Below are 13,755 nucleotides of genomic sequence, written 5' to 3' on the forward strand. Positions count from 1 at the left end.
ACGACTTGTTGCGTGAGATTCTGGCAGAGGACTGTGGCCACAACGGTATTTGTCCGCGTGCGACGCGGGTGGCGCATGAGCAGGAGGATCACGTGAGAGCTACGAAGGCGCAGTGGATCGCGCTCATCTGCCTCGTGGGAGCGGCACTTTCGGCGTGCGGCACCGACGACGGCTCCGACGGCGGCTCCGACGGCGACCAGGGATCGGAAGAGCCGGTCGTGGTCCAGATCACGTTCGAGGACGGCGAGGTGGAGCCCAACGGCGACCGGATCGAGGTCGGGGCAGGCCAGCCGATCGACTTCGAGATCACCGCCGACGAGCCCGGCGCGATCCACATCCACTCCGACCCGGAGGAGGAGATCACCTACGAGGCCGGCACGAGGACGTTCGAGATCGAGATCGCCCGTCCCGGGGTCGTCGAGGTCGAGTCGCACAACCTCGACCAGGTGATCGTCCAGCTCGAGGTGAAGTGACAGGCGGGGTGCTCGAGGCTCATGGCATCGGCGGTCAGGCCGACCTCCCGATCTCGCTCGGCCTCGCGATCTCCGGCGCGGTGGCGGCTCTCGTCATCTCGTTCACCGTGCTGGTCGTCGCTTGGCGCACGCCCCGGTACGCCACCGGTCTGGAAGAGGTCGACGCCGAGCCCGGCGAGGAGACTTCGGTCTGGCGGGTCCTTCGGCTGGTGGGCCTCATCGTCCTGAGGCTGGTCGGCCTGATCGCCTTCGCCTTCACCGCCATGACCGCGGTCTTCGGCGAGGACCAGCTCACCAACCCGTTCTTCGGCATCATCTACGTCTGGCTGTGGGTCGGCGTCGTGTTCGCGTCGCTGCTGTTCGGGCCGGTGTGGCGCGCGATCAGCCCGATGCGCACCATCAACTCAGCACTGGCCCGGGTCTCCGGCGGCGACCCCGAGCGCGGGGTGCTCGACTACCCGGCCTGGCTCGGCCATTGGCCGGCCGCGATCGGCCTCTACTCGTTCGTCTGGATGGAGCTGGTCAACCGGACCCCGACCGATCTCGGGACGGTCCGGCTGTGGTGTGCGATCTACGTCGCCGCGATGCTCGTCGGCGGCGCCGTCTTCGGCTCCCGGTTCTACGAGAACGCCGACCCGTTCGAGGTCTACTCGACCCTCGCCGGGTCGCTGTCCGTCTGGGGCCGCGGCGAGGCGGGCGGCCCGGCGCTGCGGAGCCCGCTCGCGGGCGCGGCCACCATCCCGTCCCGGCCGGGCCTGGTCGCTGTCGTGGCCGTCCTGTTCGGCAGTACGGCGTTCGACTCGTTCCGCGAGTCGACGTACTGGATCCGCACGATCCAGGATGCGTCGGTCACCGGCTACACCCTCAACAACCTGGCGCTGCTCGGGTTCTGCGTCGGCGCCGGCCTGATCTTCGCCGCTGGAGCCGCCCTGACGGGCGTCGGCCCGGAGGTGCGCCGCGCCGAGCTGCCGCGCCGGCTGGCGCACTCGATCGTGCCGATCGTCGCGGCCTACATCATCGCGCACTACCTCACGCTGTTCGTCGACGTCGGCACCCAGACGCTCGCCCGTGCCAGCGACCCGCTCGGCAAGGGCTGGGACATCTTCTGGACGGCCGGCGTCGAGCCGACGTACTGGTTCGCGTACCACCCGAGCGTGCTGGCCACGGTCAAGGTGCTGGCGGTGGTGATCGGCCACGTCGCCGCAGCCGTCGTCGCCCACGACCGCGCGATCGCGCTGCTCCCCCGCAAGCACCAGATCACCGGCCAGCTCCCGCTGCTCGCCGCGATGGTGACGTTCACGGCCGGCGGGCTCTACCTGCTGTTCAGCGCGTAGCGACGCGAAGCCCCGCCATCGCGTCGACCAGCCCGGCGACGGCGCGGGTCAGCGGTGACTCGCCGGACTCGACGAGGGTGCGGCCGGCGACCAGCGCCCGGTCGACCGCGGGCTGGTCGTCGGGCAGGAAGTGCACGCCCACGTTGTGACCGAAGCCGGCCAGCATGCTGACGACATCGGCCTCCCGCCAGCCGAGGGTGGGCCGCATCCGGTTGACCACCAGTCGGAGGACCGGGGCGGAGAGGAGCTCGTGGGCCTCGGTGACCGCGCGCGCGAGCCGGGCCAGCCCGACCGGGTCGGCGGAGCCGACGAGGAGGATCTCGTCGGCCGCCTCCAGCGCCTCGACGGTGAGCCCGTTGCGCTCGGGCCGCACCCCGACGTCGGCAACCGGGTCCTGCTCGACGCTGAAGCCCGTGTCGAGCACGACCTGGGCCTCGCGCCGGGCCTGCTCCACGATCTCGGCGAGCGCGCCAGGACGCACCTCCACCCACCGGTCCGGACGGGGCAGCCCGGTGATCACCCGCAGGTGGTCGGTGAGCCGCCGCTGCACGGTCGCGAACCGTTCGTCGATCGAGCCCGCTGCGACCAGCCGGGCGGCCGACAGCAGCCCGGAGACCTCGTCGAGCACGCCGAGCTGCTGGGCGACGGCACCGCCGTAGGGATCGGCGTCGACGAGCAGCGTGGTCAGCCGACGCTGGGCCAGCTCCGCCGCGAGCGCCGTGGCGAGCGTGGTGCGTCCGGGGGCGCCACCCGGACCCCAGACCGCGATCACCCGGCCCGCCTGCGGAGCCGGCGCCGCCGCCCTCGGCGGTGGTTGCCCCGCGAGGGCCGCGACCGTCGGTGCCGCGGACAGCGCCGGGCCCGGGTCGCACACGACCGCGTCCGCGAGGTCGCCGAGGCGGTCGACGGCGACCACGGCGTCGATCCCGATCCGGTGGGCGCGGGCGCGCGCGACGTCGTCGTCGGCAGCGACAGCCACCGCGCGGACGCCGTACTGCCGGAGCTGGTCGACGACGGCGCCGTCGAGCCCGGGGAGCTCGGCGCCGAGCACGGCGACCTGGGCCTGGCCGGCGCTCGCGGCCGCCAGCAGGTCGTCGAGGTCGACGCAGCGCTTGAGCACGACGACGCCGGGGTGCTCGTTGAGGGCCGTCAGCGCGCGGCTCTCCCAGGCCGCGCCCGTCGACACGAGGAGGGTGACGATCATCGGCTCAGGGCACCCGGACGATGCGGACGACGGGGTCGTCCTTCCCGTCGAGCTCGGCGAGGAACGTCCCCACGTCCGCCGGGTCGATCGCAAGGACCAGCTGGCGGGTGCCGGTGACGGCGAAGCTCTCCTCGACCGGCGGCGCGGCCACGACGGTGACGTGGAACAGGTCGGGTTCGGCGCCGGTGTCCCTGCCACCCCCGACCCACACGTCGACGACCGACCCGGCGTCGACGGTCGGCGGCACCCGGCCGGGCTCGAGGTCGACGGGGACTTCCACGGTGCCGACGTCCTGCGCGGTGTCGATCGCCGCCCGCGGCAGCAGCTCGCCGCCGCCGATCCCCCGCGACAGCACGATGTCCGCGGGCAGCGGGTCGTCGGCCGGCAGGTACCGGTCGAGCTCCGCGTCGTCCGCGAACCGCACCCGGACGGCGACGACGTCGTCGGCGCCGATCGGCGCGCCGACGCCGTGGTCGTCGACGACCGCCCACACCGGGACCGCGTCGTCGGCCGCTGCCAGCAGCCGCGCACCGAGCACCACCGAACCGGCCACGATCAGCAGGCCGATCCACAACCGCGGGTCACGCCACCCCGCCCTGGTCACGCGCGTGGCGACCGGAGGCGTCGACGTGACCGTCTTCCCGAGACTGGACACGTGCACATGATGCAGTCCCGCGGCCGTCTCGTCACCTGCCCGTCCACAGGTCCGCGGGGCGATGCTGCGATCGTGCGGCGCCGGATGGGACGATGGTGGCCATGGCCGGTACCCCGCGCTTCCTCACCCTCGCCGATGTCGCCGACGTGCTCAACACCTCGGGGGCGCAGGTCTACGCGATGGTGCGCCGCGGCGAGCTCCCCGCGATCAAGATCGGTGGCCGCGGGCAGTGGCGGGTCGAGGCCAGCAAGCTCGAGGAGTACATCCAGGGCGCCTACAAGGCCACCGAGGAGTACGTCGAGACGCACCCCTTCGTCGACTCCGACGTGCCGGAGTAGCCCACGAAGTGTCACGGTTGGTCCGCCGAAGTGTCACGGTTGGTCCGCCGAAGTTTCACGGTTGGTACCTCGAGACCTCAGCCTTGATCGCGCGAGGTGTCACGGTTGGCGCGCCGAGACGCACCACTCAATCCAGACACAGCCGAAATCGACATCTCGCGCGCCCAACCCCGCGACTTCGCGGGACCAAAGCTGAAACCTCGAGCGACCAACCCTGACACCTCGCGCGACCAGGAGTGACACTTCGCGGGGTTAGCCGACCTCGCCGTCGAGAACGACCGAGATCGTCTGCTGGTCCTCGCCGCGCTCGACGGTGAACTCGATCGTCTCGCCGGGCTGGTGGGTGCGGATCGCAACGATGAGCCCGATCCCGTCGGTGACCCGGGTCCCGTTGACGTGCGTGATCAGGTCGCCGTCCTTGAGGCCGGCCTCCTCGGCCGGCGAGTTCTCGAGCACCTCGTCGACGGTGGCGCCGTCGAACTGGGCGGGTCCGCCGGTCTGCACGCGGGCGCCGATCACGGGGTACTGCGCCTCACCGGTCTCGAGGATCTGGTCGGCGGTGGTGACCACCTGCTCGACCGGGATCGCGAAGCCCACCCCGATGTTGCCGGCCTCCTCGTCGAAGGAGCCACCGCCGTTGGTCGCGATCGCGGAGTTCACGCCGACGACCTGACCCTGGAGGTTGACCAGCGGCCCGCCGGAGTTGCCGGGGTTGATCGCCGCGTCGGTCTGGATCGCGTTGATGAACGACGAGTCGTCCGCCGTGCTGCCGGTGGTCACCGGTCGGTTCAGGGCACTCACGATGCCCGACGTGACGGTCGAGCTGAGCCCGAGTGGTGCGCCGATCGCCACGACCGGCTCACCGACGCGCAGCGGGCCGGACCGTCCGAGCGAGGCCGGCGCGAGGTCCTCGCCGCCGGCTACGTGCAGCACGGCGAGGTCGTAGACCGGGCTGCGCCCGACGACGGTCGCGTGCTGGCGGTTGCCGTCCTGGTCAACGATCTCGATCGGTCCGTCGTTCTCGGCGGCATCGGCGACGACGTGGTTGTTGGTGACGATGTGACCCTGGTCGTCGAGCACGAAGCCCGACCCCGTCGCACCGGCCTCGACGCCCTCGAACTCGGCGATGATCTGCACCGTGCTGGGGAGCACCTCCTGCGCGACCCGGGCGACGCTGCCGGGCTTCTCCAGCGGCGGCTGGGTGTTGAGGTCGGAGTAGTCGACGCCGCTGCCCGGCGACGAGGCGCGGGGTCCGGTGTCGGGGTCGTCGTTCCACTCGGAGTAGCCGATGCCGCCGAGCACGCCGCCGACAGTGCCGACGACGAGCGCGAGCGCCGCCACGAGCGGCCACACCCAGCCGGACGGCCGGGCTCGCGCCGGGCTCTTCGCAGCCGGAGGGATCACCTGGGTGATCGGCGGCGGGGGCGGGTAGGTCTCGGCGGAGTGCGTTCCCAGCGGCGCGGACGGCGGCGCCGCCGGAGCGGGCTCCGCGGGGACGTGCTCAGCGGCGCTGGGCTCACCCGCGCTGTGGCGAGGACCGACGGGCGCGCCGCCAGGGGGCGCCCAGCGCTCCTCGGCGGCGGCATGCGCGCCGATCGGCTGGGTCGGCTCGGGCTCGGTCGACCCGGGCTCCGGCGTCGCGTCGGGGTCGAGGTCGGGTCCGTCGTTCACGGACCCATCATCGCCGATGGTCATAGCCGCCGGGACCGGACTACCGGGGAAGCAGCTGCATGACCCACGTCGGCACGGCCGAAGCGGGCTGCCACGGGAGGCCGCCGAGCTGATCGGCGGCGCCGGCCGGCACGCCGACGTGGGCGGGTACGACGCCGGTGGGGTCGGTCGCGCTGGCGTCGCTGGCCGTCGGCGTCTCGACCCGCGAGGCCGGGGGACGACGGTCGTTGGAGGGTGTCGAGCCGGGGGTCAGCCCGAGCGCGAGCACGCCCACCATCGCCGCTCCGAGCGCCCCGCCGCCGAGCACGGCGCCGCCGACACCGCGGCGGACACCGCCGCGGCCGCGGGCCTCGACGAGGAACCGCTCGCCGGGCGTCAGGTTGAGCAGCGACCCCTTGAGGTCGGACGAGGCGGCGCCGCCGGAGAGACCGGCCAGCCGGGTCTTGACCCAACCCTCGCGCTCGACGAGGTCACGACAGGAGTGGCAGGAGTAGACGTGGGACCACGCCTCCTCGGCCTCCGCCTGCGACAGCTGGCCGTCGAGGAGGGCGCTCACGCGGGCGCCGAGGTGGCCGATCATGAGCGGCCCCGACCGGTGACGACGGGCGCCGGACCGGCGTAGCGGGTGCGGTCGCCCTGAGGTGCGCGGTGGGCCAGCGCGGCGCGGAGCATGGCTCGGCCACGGTGGATGCGGGACCGGACGGTGCCGAGCTTGGCGCCCAGGATCTCGCTGATCTCCTCGTAGGTGAGGCCCTCGATGTCGCAGAGCACGACGGCAGCGCGGAAGTCGGGCGGCAGCGCGCCGAGCGCGGCTTCGACGTCGTCGTCGAACGTGCGGTCGTCGTACGCCGAGGCGGGGCCGGCGACGGCGATCCGGGCCGCGCGCTCGTCGGAGAGCGCGTCGAAGCGGATCCGCTGACGGCGGCGGGCCTGGTCGAGGAAGAGGTTGGTGGTGATCCGGTGCAGCCAGCCCTCGAACGTGCCGGGCTGGTAGGTGTGCAGCGAGCGGAACACCCGCACGAAGACCTCCTGGGTGAGGTCCTCGGCGTCGTGGCGGTTGCCGGTCAGTCGCATCGCGAGCCGGAAGACGCGGTCGGAGTGCTGCTCGACGATCGACTCCCAGTCGAGGGGGAGCTCGGCAGGGGCGCGGCCGACTGTCGGCTCACCGGCCGATCGTTCGACGCTCATCGTTCCTGCCCTTCTCCGCACCTGCGTGCGCCTCCCTCTGGTCCGATGACGGTATGCCCGCGGCCTGAGGAAACCCTGTGAAAGCGTCCACGAGTCCCTGAGACCGCATCTCTCCACCCAACGAACGACCGGACCCCGATGTTCCGACCGCCGTGGTCCGACGCGGCGTTCCGCGCCGAGGCTCCACGGAACCAGGCATCCGGACCGTTACGGTTGCACCGTGGCCGCCTCTCCGCTCTCTCCGATCAGCCCGACCAGCTGGACCTTCGCCGAGACCTACATCGCCGAGGACGACGTGCTCGACGCCGCGCGGGCGCGCGCCGAGGAGGTCGGCGCGGTCGCAGTGGGCTCCGGCGCCGGAGCCGCGCTGCGGTTCCTCGCCGCCGTGCTCGAGGCGCGTGCCGTCGTCGAGATCGGCACGGGTGCCGGGGTCTCCGGGCTGTGGCTGCTGCGGGGCATGCGTCCCGACGGCGTGCTGACCACCGTCGACGTCGAGGCCGAGCACCAGCGGCTGGCCCGCGAGACGTTCAAGGACGAGGGCATCGCCCCGCAGCGGGTGCGGACCATCGCCGGCCGCGCTCTCGACGTACTCCCCCGGCTCACGGACGGCCACTACGACATCGTGTTCGCCGACGGCGACAAGCGGGAGTACGGCGCCTACCTCGCCGAGGCCCTGCGCCTGCTGCGGCCCGGCGGCGTGGTGGCGTTCGACAACGCCCTGTGGCACGACCGCGTGGCCGACCCGGCCCAGCGCGACGACGAGACGGTCGCCATCCGCTCCCTCGTCCAGGAGGTCGCCGCGACCGACGGCCTGGTGCCGGTGCTGCTGCCGGTCGGCGACGGCCTGCTGATGGCGAAGAAGGTGTGGATCCCCGAAGGCGACGAGTGACCGGATCAGGCGTCGATGTGTGACATGTCGCCGTACCGGTCGCCGGCGACGGCGTCGCGCGGCACCGCCTTCTCGAGGGCGACCAGGTCGTCGTCGGTGAGCTGGACGGCCGCGGCCGCGACGTTCTCCTCGAGGTAGCGGGTCCGCTTGGTGCCCGGGATCGGCACGACGTCCGGCCCCTGGGCGAGGACCCACGCCAGCGCGACCTGGCCGGGCGTCGCGCCCTTCTCCTCCGCGAGCGCACGCACGTTGTCCACGAGCGCGAGGTTGGCGGCCAGGGCGTCGCCCTGGAACCTCGGGAAGTACGCCGACCGCCGGAAGTCGCCGTCGCCGGCGGCCCCGCCCGACTCGGTGATCGTGCCAGTGAGCAGGCCGCGGCCCAGCGGGGAGTAGGGAACCAGGCCGATCCCGAGCTCGCGGATGGTCGGCAGGATCTCGTCCTCGATGTCACGGGTGAAGAGCGAGTACTCGGTCTGCAGGGCCGTGATCGGGTGGGTCGCGTGCGCCCGCCGGATGGTTGCCGCCGACGCCTCGGACAGGCCGAGGTGGCGGACCTTGCCGGCCGTGACGAGCTCGGCCATCGCGCCGACGGTCTCCTCGATCGGCACGGTCTTGTCGACCCGGTGCTGGTAGTAGAGGTCGATCACGTCGACGCCGAGCCGCGCCAGCGAGGCGTCGCAGGCGGCGTGGACGTACTCCGGCCGGCCGTTGATGCCGACCCGGGTGCCGTCGGGCAGTCGCTCGTTGCCGAACTTGGTGGCGATCTGTACGACGTCGCGACCGTGCTGACTGCTGGCGATCGCGCGGCCGACCAGCTGCTCGTTGGTGAACGGGCCGTACATGTCGGCGGTGTCGAGAAGGGTGACGCCGAGGTCGAGCGCGCGGTGGATGGTGCCGATCGCCTCGCCCTCGTCTGCCGTCCCGTAGAACTCCGACATGCCCATGCAGCCCAGGCCGAGCGCGGAGACGGTCAGTGACGAGTCGGTACCGAGATTGCGGGTGTTGAGTGTCATGACGACCACTCAACGGCTTCGAGCGCGCTCGAAGTCAAGCACTGGTTCGGGCTTGCTCGACCTTCCCCTCGTAGATCCCGATCTTGTGGTCGATGGCCCGCAGGTGCGCGGTCACCTCGGCCAGCTGCGCCTCGACCCGCTCACGGTGCGCCACCAGGAGGGCGAGGCGCTCGGCCTCGTTGCCGTCGCCGGTGCGCACGAGGTCGGCGTACTTCCTCACCTCACGGATCGGCATGCCCGTTGCGCGCAGCCGCGTGATCAGCTCGATCCAGGTCAGGTCGCGCTCGGTGTAGCGGCGATGGCCGGACGCGGACCGGTCGACACCGGCCAGCATCAGCCCGTCGCGCTCGTAGTACCGCAGCGTGTGGGCGGTGAGCCCGGAGCGCGAGGCCGCCTCGGCGATCGAGTAGCTCATCCGACCAGTGTCGGACTTGGAGTGCACTCGAAGTCAAGCCTCGAGGGCCGGCTCAGGCGCGCGGCGCTGCCGTGAAGCCGGACGCACCCTCGGCGATCGCGACGATGTCGCAGGGCTCGATCAGGATCGGTGCGCTGCCGATGATCTGGGAACCGGGCGACTCGGCGGCGCTCGCCGTAAAGGTTTCCTGGAACGCTTCCCGGGCGGCGTCGTCGGCGAAGACGTAGCAGCCCTCGAACCACGCGCCCGGCACCATCCGCCAGGTCTTGTAGGCGAGGCCCGCCATGCCGGTGAAGCGGGCGTGGGAGGTGTCGGCGACGTACGTCGCCAGCTGCTCCTCGACCCCCTCGGGCGCGTCGCCGAGCGACCAGCGGACGGTGAGACCCTTCACTTCTTCTTCTCCTCGGTGTCGATCCCGGCAAGCGGCTCGGCCCGCCCGAGCCAGGTGAGCAGCAGGCGGGCGCCGAAGCCGGACGGCCCGACGGTCCACTCGTGCAGCTCCTTCTCGACGTCGCCGACGGACGCGATGTCGAGGTGGGCCCACGGCAGGCCGCCGGTGAAGTGCTGGAGGAACAGGGCCGCGGTGATCGCCTGGGGCGCTCCGGAGGAGTTGTCGGCATCGGCGATCTTCGAGGCGATCCGGTCCTCGTAGCCGGCGTACAGCGGGAACCGCCACACGGGCTCCCCCGCGTGCTCCCCCGCCTCGCGGAGCGCGGCTGCCAGCCCGTCATCGGTGGCGAAGAAGCCGCCGACCTGCTGGCCGAGCGCGACCTTCATCGCGCCGGTGAGGGTGGCGATGTCGACGAGAACGGTCGGGGCGAGCTCGGCGGCGGCGTACGCGAGGGCGTCGGCGAGGACCAGCCGCCCCTCGGCGTCGGTGTTGTTGACCTCGGTCGTGCGGCCGCCCCAGTGCCGGATCACGTCGCCGGGACGGATCGCAGTGCCGGAGATCGCGTTCTCGGCGGCCGGCACCAGTCCGGTCACGCGCACCGCACAGCCGACGTCGGCGAGCGCCGCCATCGTGGCGAGTACGACGGCGCCGCCGGTCATGTCACGCTTCATCGAGACCATGCTCGGTCCGGGCTTGATCGAGAGCCCGCCGGTGTCGAACGTGATGCCCTTGCCGACGAGCACGACGTGCGGGAGCTTCTTCGCCGCCCGGGCGGACACCCCGGCCGGCGTGTAGTCCAGCCGGATCAGGCGCGGCGGCGTCGCTGACGCCTGCCCGACGCCGATGATCCCGCCGAAGCCCTCCCTGGCGAGATCGGCCTCGTCCCAGATCCGGACCTCGAGCCCGGCCGCCTCGGCGATCTGCTCGGCCTGCGCCGCCAGCCAGGCGGGATTCTTGAGGTTGCTCGGGACCGTCGCCAGCATCCGGGAGCGCCAGCCGGCGCCGCCGATCGCGATGGCGCGCTCGAGGGCCGGCTGGTCCGCATCGAGCAGGTCCGGCGGCGTCGCGATCACGACCTGCCGCACCGGCTGCCGCTCGGGGCCGGTCGACCGCCAGTGGAACTCGAAGGCACCCAGCATGGTGCCGGTGACGAACGCCTCGAGGGCGTCGCCACTGGCCGCGGCGTCATCGTCGGGCGCCACCGCCGGGATCGAGGTCGCCACCGCAGCGCGGTCGCGCGCCGCGCGGGCCAGTGCGGCGCCGGCGCGACGGAGATCGACGGGCCGCGCGGCGCCCACGCCGACGAGCAGCACCAGCCGCAGGTCGGGGTTGGCCGCGGTGCCGACCGGGACCGGCACCTCGACGACCTCGCCGACGGCGCCGGTCATCCGGCGCAGCTCGGCGACGGCGAGCAGGTCGACATCGATCGCGTCGATCACGTCCGCGGCGCCGGGGCCCAGCAGGACGGCCGTCTCGTCGTCCGCCGGGCCGGGCAGTACCGGCAGCGCCACCGTGTCGACGCCGACGATGGCGGCCGGGAGGAGCTCGCTCAGGGCGAACTCGGGGGGTGAAACCTGGCTAGGAAGAACGGGGTCCGTCACCCGACGACGTTCTTGAGAGCGTCACCGAGTGCACCTGCCTCCTCGGCATTCAGCTCGACGACCAAGCGGCCACCGCCTTCGAGGGGGACACGCATGACAATGCCCCGACCCTCCTTGGTGACCTCCAGCGGACCGTCACCGGTCCGAGGCTTCATCGCCGCCATGCGGCACCCCTCTTCCCATCATCACTGGCAGATCGGCTCTGCTCGGTTCAGCCGCACCATTATCGCCCATGCCCCCTGACCCGCGCACCAGCGGCACACATCTCACGCCGTCGGGGGCCTCGGCGGCAGCACCGGGAAGGGCGGGTCGGTGCCTGGCGCATCGGTCTGATCGGGCGCCCGGTGGTGGCGTTCCTGCTCGGCCTGCTCCGCGGCGCGGAGCTCCTGCTCGTAGGCGAGCCGCGCGAGCAGGGCGTCGACCTCGGACATCCGGTAGCCGCGCAGTGCCAGCGAGAAGCGCACCCGCCGCAGGTCGTCGGGCGCGATCGGCCGGTCCTGGGGCACCCGGGCGTCGGGACGGTCGTCGTACGCCGGCTGCATCGGCTCGCCGTGTCCGGCGGCGAGCAGCGCGATGCCGGCCATCGCCAGCACGATGAGTACGGCGAAGACCCACATCATCACTTGCGGCATCGATCGGTCCTCGGCACGTCTCTCAGGCGTGTCGGTCGCGAGCGGCGACCATCAACGCCACCGCCTCGTCGACGTCGTCGGTCAGGGTCAGCATGTCGAGGTCGGTCTGCTTGATCCGCCCGTCGTCGAGCATCGAGCCCTTCATCCAGTCGATGAGGCCGCTCCAGTGCTCCACGCCCATCAGGACGATCGGGAAGGTCGTGATCTTGAGGGTCTGGGACAGGGTCATCGCCTCGAACATCTCGTCGAGCGTGCCGAGACCGCCCGGGAGGACGACGAAGCCCTGGGTGTACTTCACGAACATCATCTTGCGGACGAAGAAGTAGCGGAAGTTGAGGCCGAAGGTCACGTAGTCGTTGAGCTTGGCCTCCCACGGCAGCTCGATGCCGAGGCCGATGCTCTCGCCGCCCGCTTCGGCCGCTCCCTTGTTGGCAGCCTCCATCGCGCCGGGGCCACCACCGGTGATGACCGTGAAGCCGGCGTCCACGAGGGCGCCACCGATCTTGACACCCAGCTGGTAGGCGGGATGGTCCGCCGGGATCCGGGCGGACCCGAAGACGGCGATCGCCGGCCCCACCTCGGCCAGGTCGTTGAAGCCCTCGACGAACTCGGCCTGGATCTTCAGCACCCGCCACGGATCGGTGTGCACCCAGTCGCTGTCGTCACGGCTGTCGAGCAGCCGCTGGTCGGTGGTCGAGCCCTCCGGCCGTCCCTTGCTCGGGCGGGGGCCGGGGCCGGAACGTCGGGTCATACCTGGACCTCCTCGGCCTGGAGCCACGCGCGCAGCTCGCGCTCGCAGCGCTCGATCTGTGCCACCGGCACGTGCTCCTCCTGCTTGTGGGCCAGCATGGGATCTCCGGGCCCGAAGTTGACGGCCGGCACGCCGAGCGCGGTGAACCGGGCGACGTCGGTCCATCCGAACTTGGGGTTCACCTCGCCGCCGACCGCGTCGATGAATGCCTTGGCGGCAGGCCGGTCGAGACCCGGAAGGGCGCCCGGCGCGGTGTCGGTGAGCGTGATGTCGTACGGCGCGAAGAAGTCGGTCACGAACGCCAGCGCCTCCTCCTCCGAGCGGTCCGGGGCGAAGCGGTAGTTGACGGTGACCACGCACTCGTCGGGGATCACGTTGCCGGCGACGCCGCCGCTGATGCCGACGGCACTGAGCCCCTCGTGGTACTCGAGGCCGTCGATGACGGGCCGGCGTGCGTCGTACTCCTGCAGACGATGGAGTACGTCGGCCGCCGCGTGGATCGCGTTGACCCCGCGCCAGCTGCGGGCGGAGTGCGCCCGCTCGCCGCGGGTGCGCACGTCGACGCGCAGCGTGCCCTGGCAGCCGGCCTCGACCACGGCGTTCGACGGCTCCATCAGCACGGCGAAGTCGGCGGTCAGCAGGTGGGGGTCGGACTCACTGAGCAGCCGCAGCCCGTTGAACCTCGCCTCGATCTCCTCGGCCTCGTAGAGCACGAAGGTGATGTCGTGGACCGGCGCTGTCACCGTGGCGGCGAGCCGCAGGATGACCGCGTCGCCGCCCTTCATGTCGCAGGTGCCGAGCCCGTGCAGGATGCCGGCCGCCTCGTCGAGCCGGCTCGGGAGGTTGGCGTTGACCGGCACCGTGTCGAGGTGCCCAGCGAGGACGACCCGGCTCGGCCGCCCCAGGTCGGTCCGCGCGACGATCGTGTGGCCGCGCCGGACGACCGTGAGGTGAGGCAGCGCCCGGAGCGCCGCCTCGACGGCGTCCGCGATCGCCTGCTCGTTGCGCGACACCGACTCGATGTCGACGAGCTGGCGGGTCAGCGTCACCGCATCGGCAGTGAGGTCCAGCCCCGGCGGCACAGTCATGCACTCATCCAACCAGCCGCGCCCAGCCCCCGCCGAAGTGTCAAGGTTTGCGTGCCGAAGTGTCAGGGTTAGCGGTTCCCGGTGTCACACCTGGCGCGACCAACTCTGACAC

17 protein-coding genes are annotated in these 13,755 nt (G+C 72.1%); 4 read left to right on the forward strand and 13 right to left on the reverse strand.

Annotated features, from left to right (window positions below):
• The first annotated feature begins 92 nt into the window (after positions 1 to 92).
• Both D0Z08_RS07130 and D0Z08_RS07135 read left to right on the forward strand, forming a co-directional pair.
• On the forward strand, positions 93 to 473 hold the full coding sequence (locus D0Z08_RS07130; RefSeq protein ID WP_245993727.1) for a cupredoxin domain-containing protein: 381 nt from the start codon (positions 93 to 95) through the stop codon (positions 471 to 473).
• Positions 470 to 1,807, forward strand: coding sequence for a hypothetical protein (locus tag D0Z08_RS07135; RefSeq protein WP_118924069.1), 1,338 nt, complete (start codon positions 470 to 472; stop codon positions 1,805 to 1,807). The genes D0Z08_RS07130 and D0Z08_RS07135 overlap by 4 nt, the downstream gene beginning before the upstream one ends.
• Here the strand turns inward: D0Z08_RS07135 and D0Z08_RS07140 are convergent.
• Positions 1,797 to 3,011 (reverse strand): CpaE/TadZ family protein, encoded by a 1,215-nt coding sequence (locus D0Z08_RS07140; RefSeq protein ID WP_118924071.1) that lies wholly within the window; start codon positions 3,009 to 3,011, stop codon positions 1,797 to 1,799. The two genes, D0Z08_RS07135 and D0Z08_RS07140, sit on opposite strands and share 11 nt — an antisense overlap.
• A gap of 4 nt (positions 3,012 to 3,015) precedes the next feature.
• Positions 3,016 to 3,666 (reverse strand): flagellar biosynthesis protein FlgA, encoded by a 651-nt coding sequence (locus tag D0Z08_RS07145; protein ID WP_147381355.1) that lies wholly within the window; start codon positions 3,664 to 3,666, stop codon positions 3,016 to 3,018.
• Between the two features lie 101 nt (positions 3,667 to 3,767).
• Here D0Z08_RS07145 and D0Z08_RS07150 point away from each other — a divergent pair, with 101 nt between their 5' ends.
• On the forward strand, positions 3,768 to 4,004 hold the full coding sequence (locus D0Z08_RS07150; protein WP_118924075.1) for a helix-turn-helix domain-containing protein: 237 nt from the start codon (positions 3,768 to 3,770) through the stop codon (positions 4,002 to 4,004).
• 252 nt (positions 4,005 to 4,256) lie between these two features.
• Here D0Z08_RS07150 and D0Z08_RS07155 read toward each other — a convergent pair whose 3' ends face one another.
• Genes D0Z08_RS07155 through sigE form a run of 3 tightly spaced genes read right to left on the reverse strand, consistent with a single transcriptional unit; the run spans position 4,257 to position 6,863 of the window.
• Positions 4,257 to 5,675, reverse strand: coding sequence for a S1C family serine protease (locus tag D0Z08_RS07155; RefSeq protein WP_118924077.1), 1,419 nt, complete (start codon positions 5,673 to 5,675; stop codon positions 4,257 to 4,259).
• A 40-nt stretch (positions 5,676 to 5,715) separates the two neighbouring features.
• Positions 5,716 to 6,255 carry a hypothetical protein gene (locus D0Z08_RS07160; protein ID WP_118924079.1) on the reverse strand — a complete coding sequence of 180 codons (540 nt, stop codon included), beginning with the start codon at positions 6,253 to 6,255 and terminating at the stop codon, positions 5,716 to 5,718.
• Entirely contained in the window at positions 6,252 to 6,863 is a 612-nt protein-coding gene (sigE, locus tag D0Z08_RS07165) for an RNA polymerase sigma factor SigE (protein ID WP_118924080.1), read from the reverse strand. Before sigE ends, D0Z08_RS07160 begins: the two co-directional genes overlap by 4 nt.
• A gap of 220 nt (positions 6,864 to 7,083) precedes the next feature.
• On the opposite strand from sigE, the gene D0Z08_RS07170 reads away from it, so the two are divergent.
• The gene (locus tag D0Z08_RS07170; protein ID WP_182481209.1) at positions 7,084 to 7,752 is read left to right on the forward strand and encodes an O-methyltransferase; all 669 of its coding nucleotides are present in this window, start codon (positions 7,084 to 7,086) and stop codon (positions 7,750 to 7,752) included.
• 5 nt (positions 7,753 to 7,757) lie between these two features.
• Here the strand turns inward: D0Z08_RS07170 and D0Z08_RS07175 are convergent, their stop codons facing one another.
• The 8 genes from D0Z08_RS07175 to dapE all read right to left on the reverse strand — a co-directional run bounded on the left by D0Z08_RS07175 (position 7,758) and on the right by dapE (position 13,643).
• Complete coding sequence (locus tag D0Z08_RS07175) at positions 7,758 to 8,765, reverse strand: aldo/keto reductase (protein WP_118924185.1); 1,008 nt, start codon at positions 8,763 to 8,765, stop codon at positions 7,758 to 7,760.
• A 34-nt stretch (positions 8,766 to 8,799) separates the two neighbouring features.
• Entirely contained in the window at positions 8,800 to 9,180 is a 381-nt protein-coding gene (locus tag D0Z08_RS07180; RefSeq protein ID WP_118924183.1) for a MerR family transcriptional regulator, read from the reverse strand.
• A gap of 52 nt (positions 9,181 to 9,232) precedes the next feature.
• Positions 9,233 to 9,571, reverse strand: a complete 339-nt coding sequence (locus tag D0Z08_RS07185; RefSeq protein WP_118924082.1) for a hypothetical protein — start codon at positions 9,569 to 9,571, stop codon at positions 9,233 to 9,235.
• The gene (locus D0Z08_RS07190) at positions 9,568 to 11,172 is read right to left on the reverse strand and encodes a leucyl aminopeptidase family protein (RefSeq protein WP_118924084.1); all 1,605 of its coding nucleotides are present in this window, start codon (positions 11,170 to 11,172) and stop codon (positions 9,568 to 9,570) included. Before D0Z08_RS07190 ends, D0Z08_RS07185 begins: the two co-directional genes overlap by 4 nt.
• A complete protein-coding gene (locus D0Z08_RS07195) occupies positions 11,169 to 11,336 on the reverse strand; it encodes a DUF3117 domain-containing protein (RefSeq protein ID WP_091024313.1) in 168 nt (55 codons plus the stop codon). The genes D0Z08_RS07190 and D0Z08_RS07195 overlap by 4 nt, the downstream gene beginning before the upstream one ends.
• A 102-nt stretch (positions 11,337 to 11,438) precedes the next feature.
• Positions 11,439 to 11,804, reverse strand: coding sequence for a DivIVA domain-containing protein (locus D0Z08_RS07200; protein ID WP_245993729.1), 366 nt, complete (start codon positions 11,802 to 11,804; stop codon positions 11,439 to 11,441).
• Positions 11,805 to 11,826: 22 nt separating this feature from the next.
• Positions 11,827 to 12,555 carry an LOG family protein gene (locus D0Z08_RS07205; RefSeq protein ID WP_118924086.1) on the reverse strand — a complete coding sequence of 243 codons (729 nt, stop codon included), beginning with the start codon at positions 12,553 to 12,555 and terminating at the stop codon, positions 11,827 to 11,829.
• A complete protein-coding gene (dapE, locus tag D0Z08_RS07210; RefSeq protein WP_118924088.1) occupies positions 12,552 to 13,643 on the reverse strand; it encodes a succinyl-diaminopimelate desuccinylase in 1,092 nt (363 codons plus the stop codon). Before dapE ends, D0Z08_RS07205 begins: the two co-directional genes overlap by 4 nt.
• Positions 13,644 to 13,755 lie beyond the last annotated feature (112 nt).

This window comes from Nocardioides immobilis, assembly GCF_003515065.1.
Taxonomy (GTDB): Bacteria; Actinomycetota; Actinomycetes; order Propionibacteriales; family Nocardioidaceae; genus Nocardioides; species Nocardioides immobilis.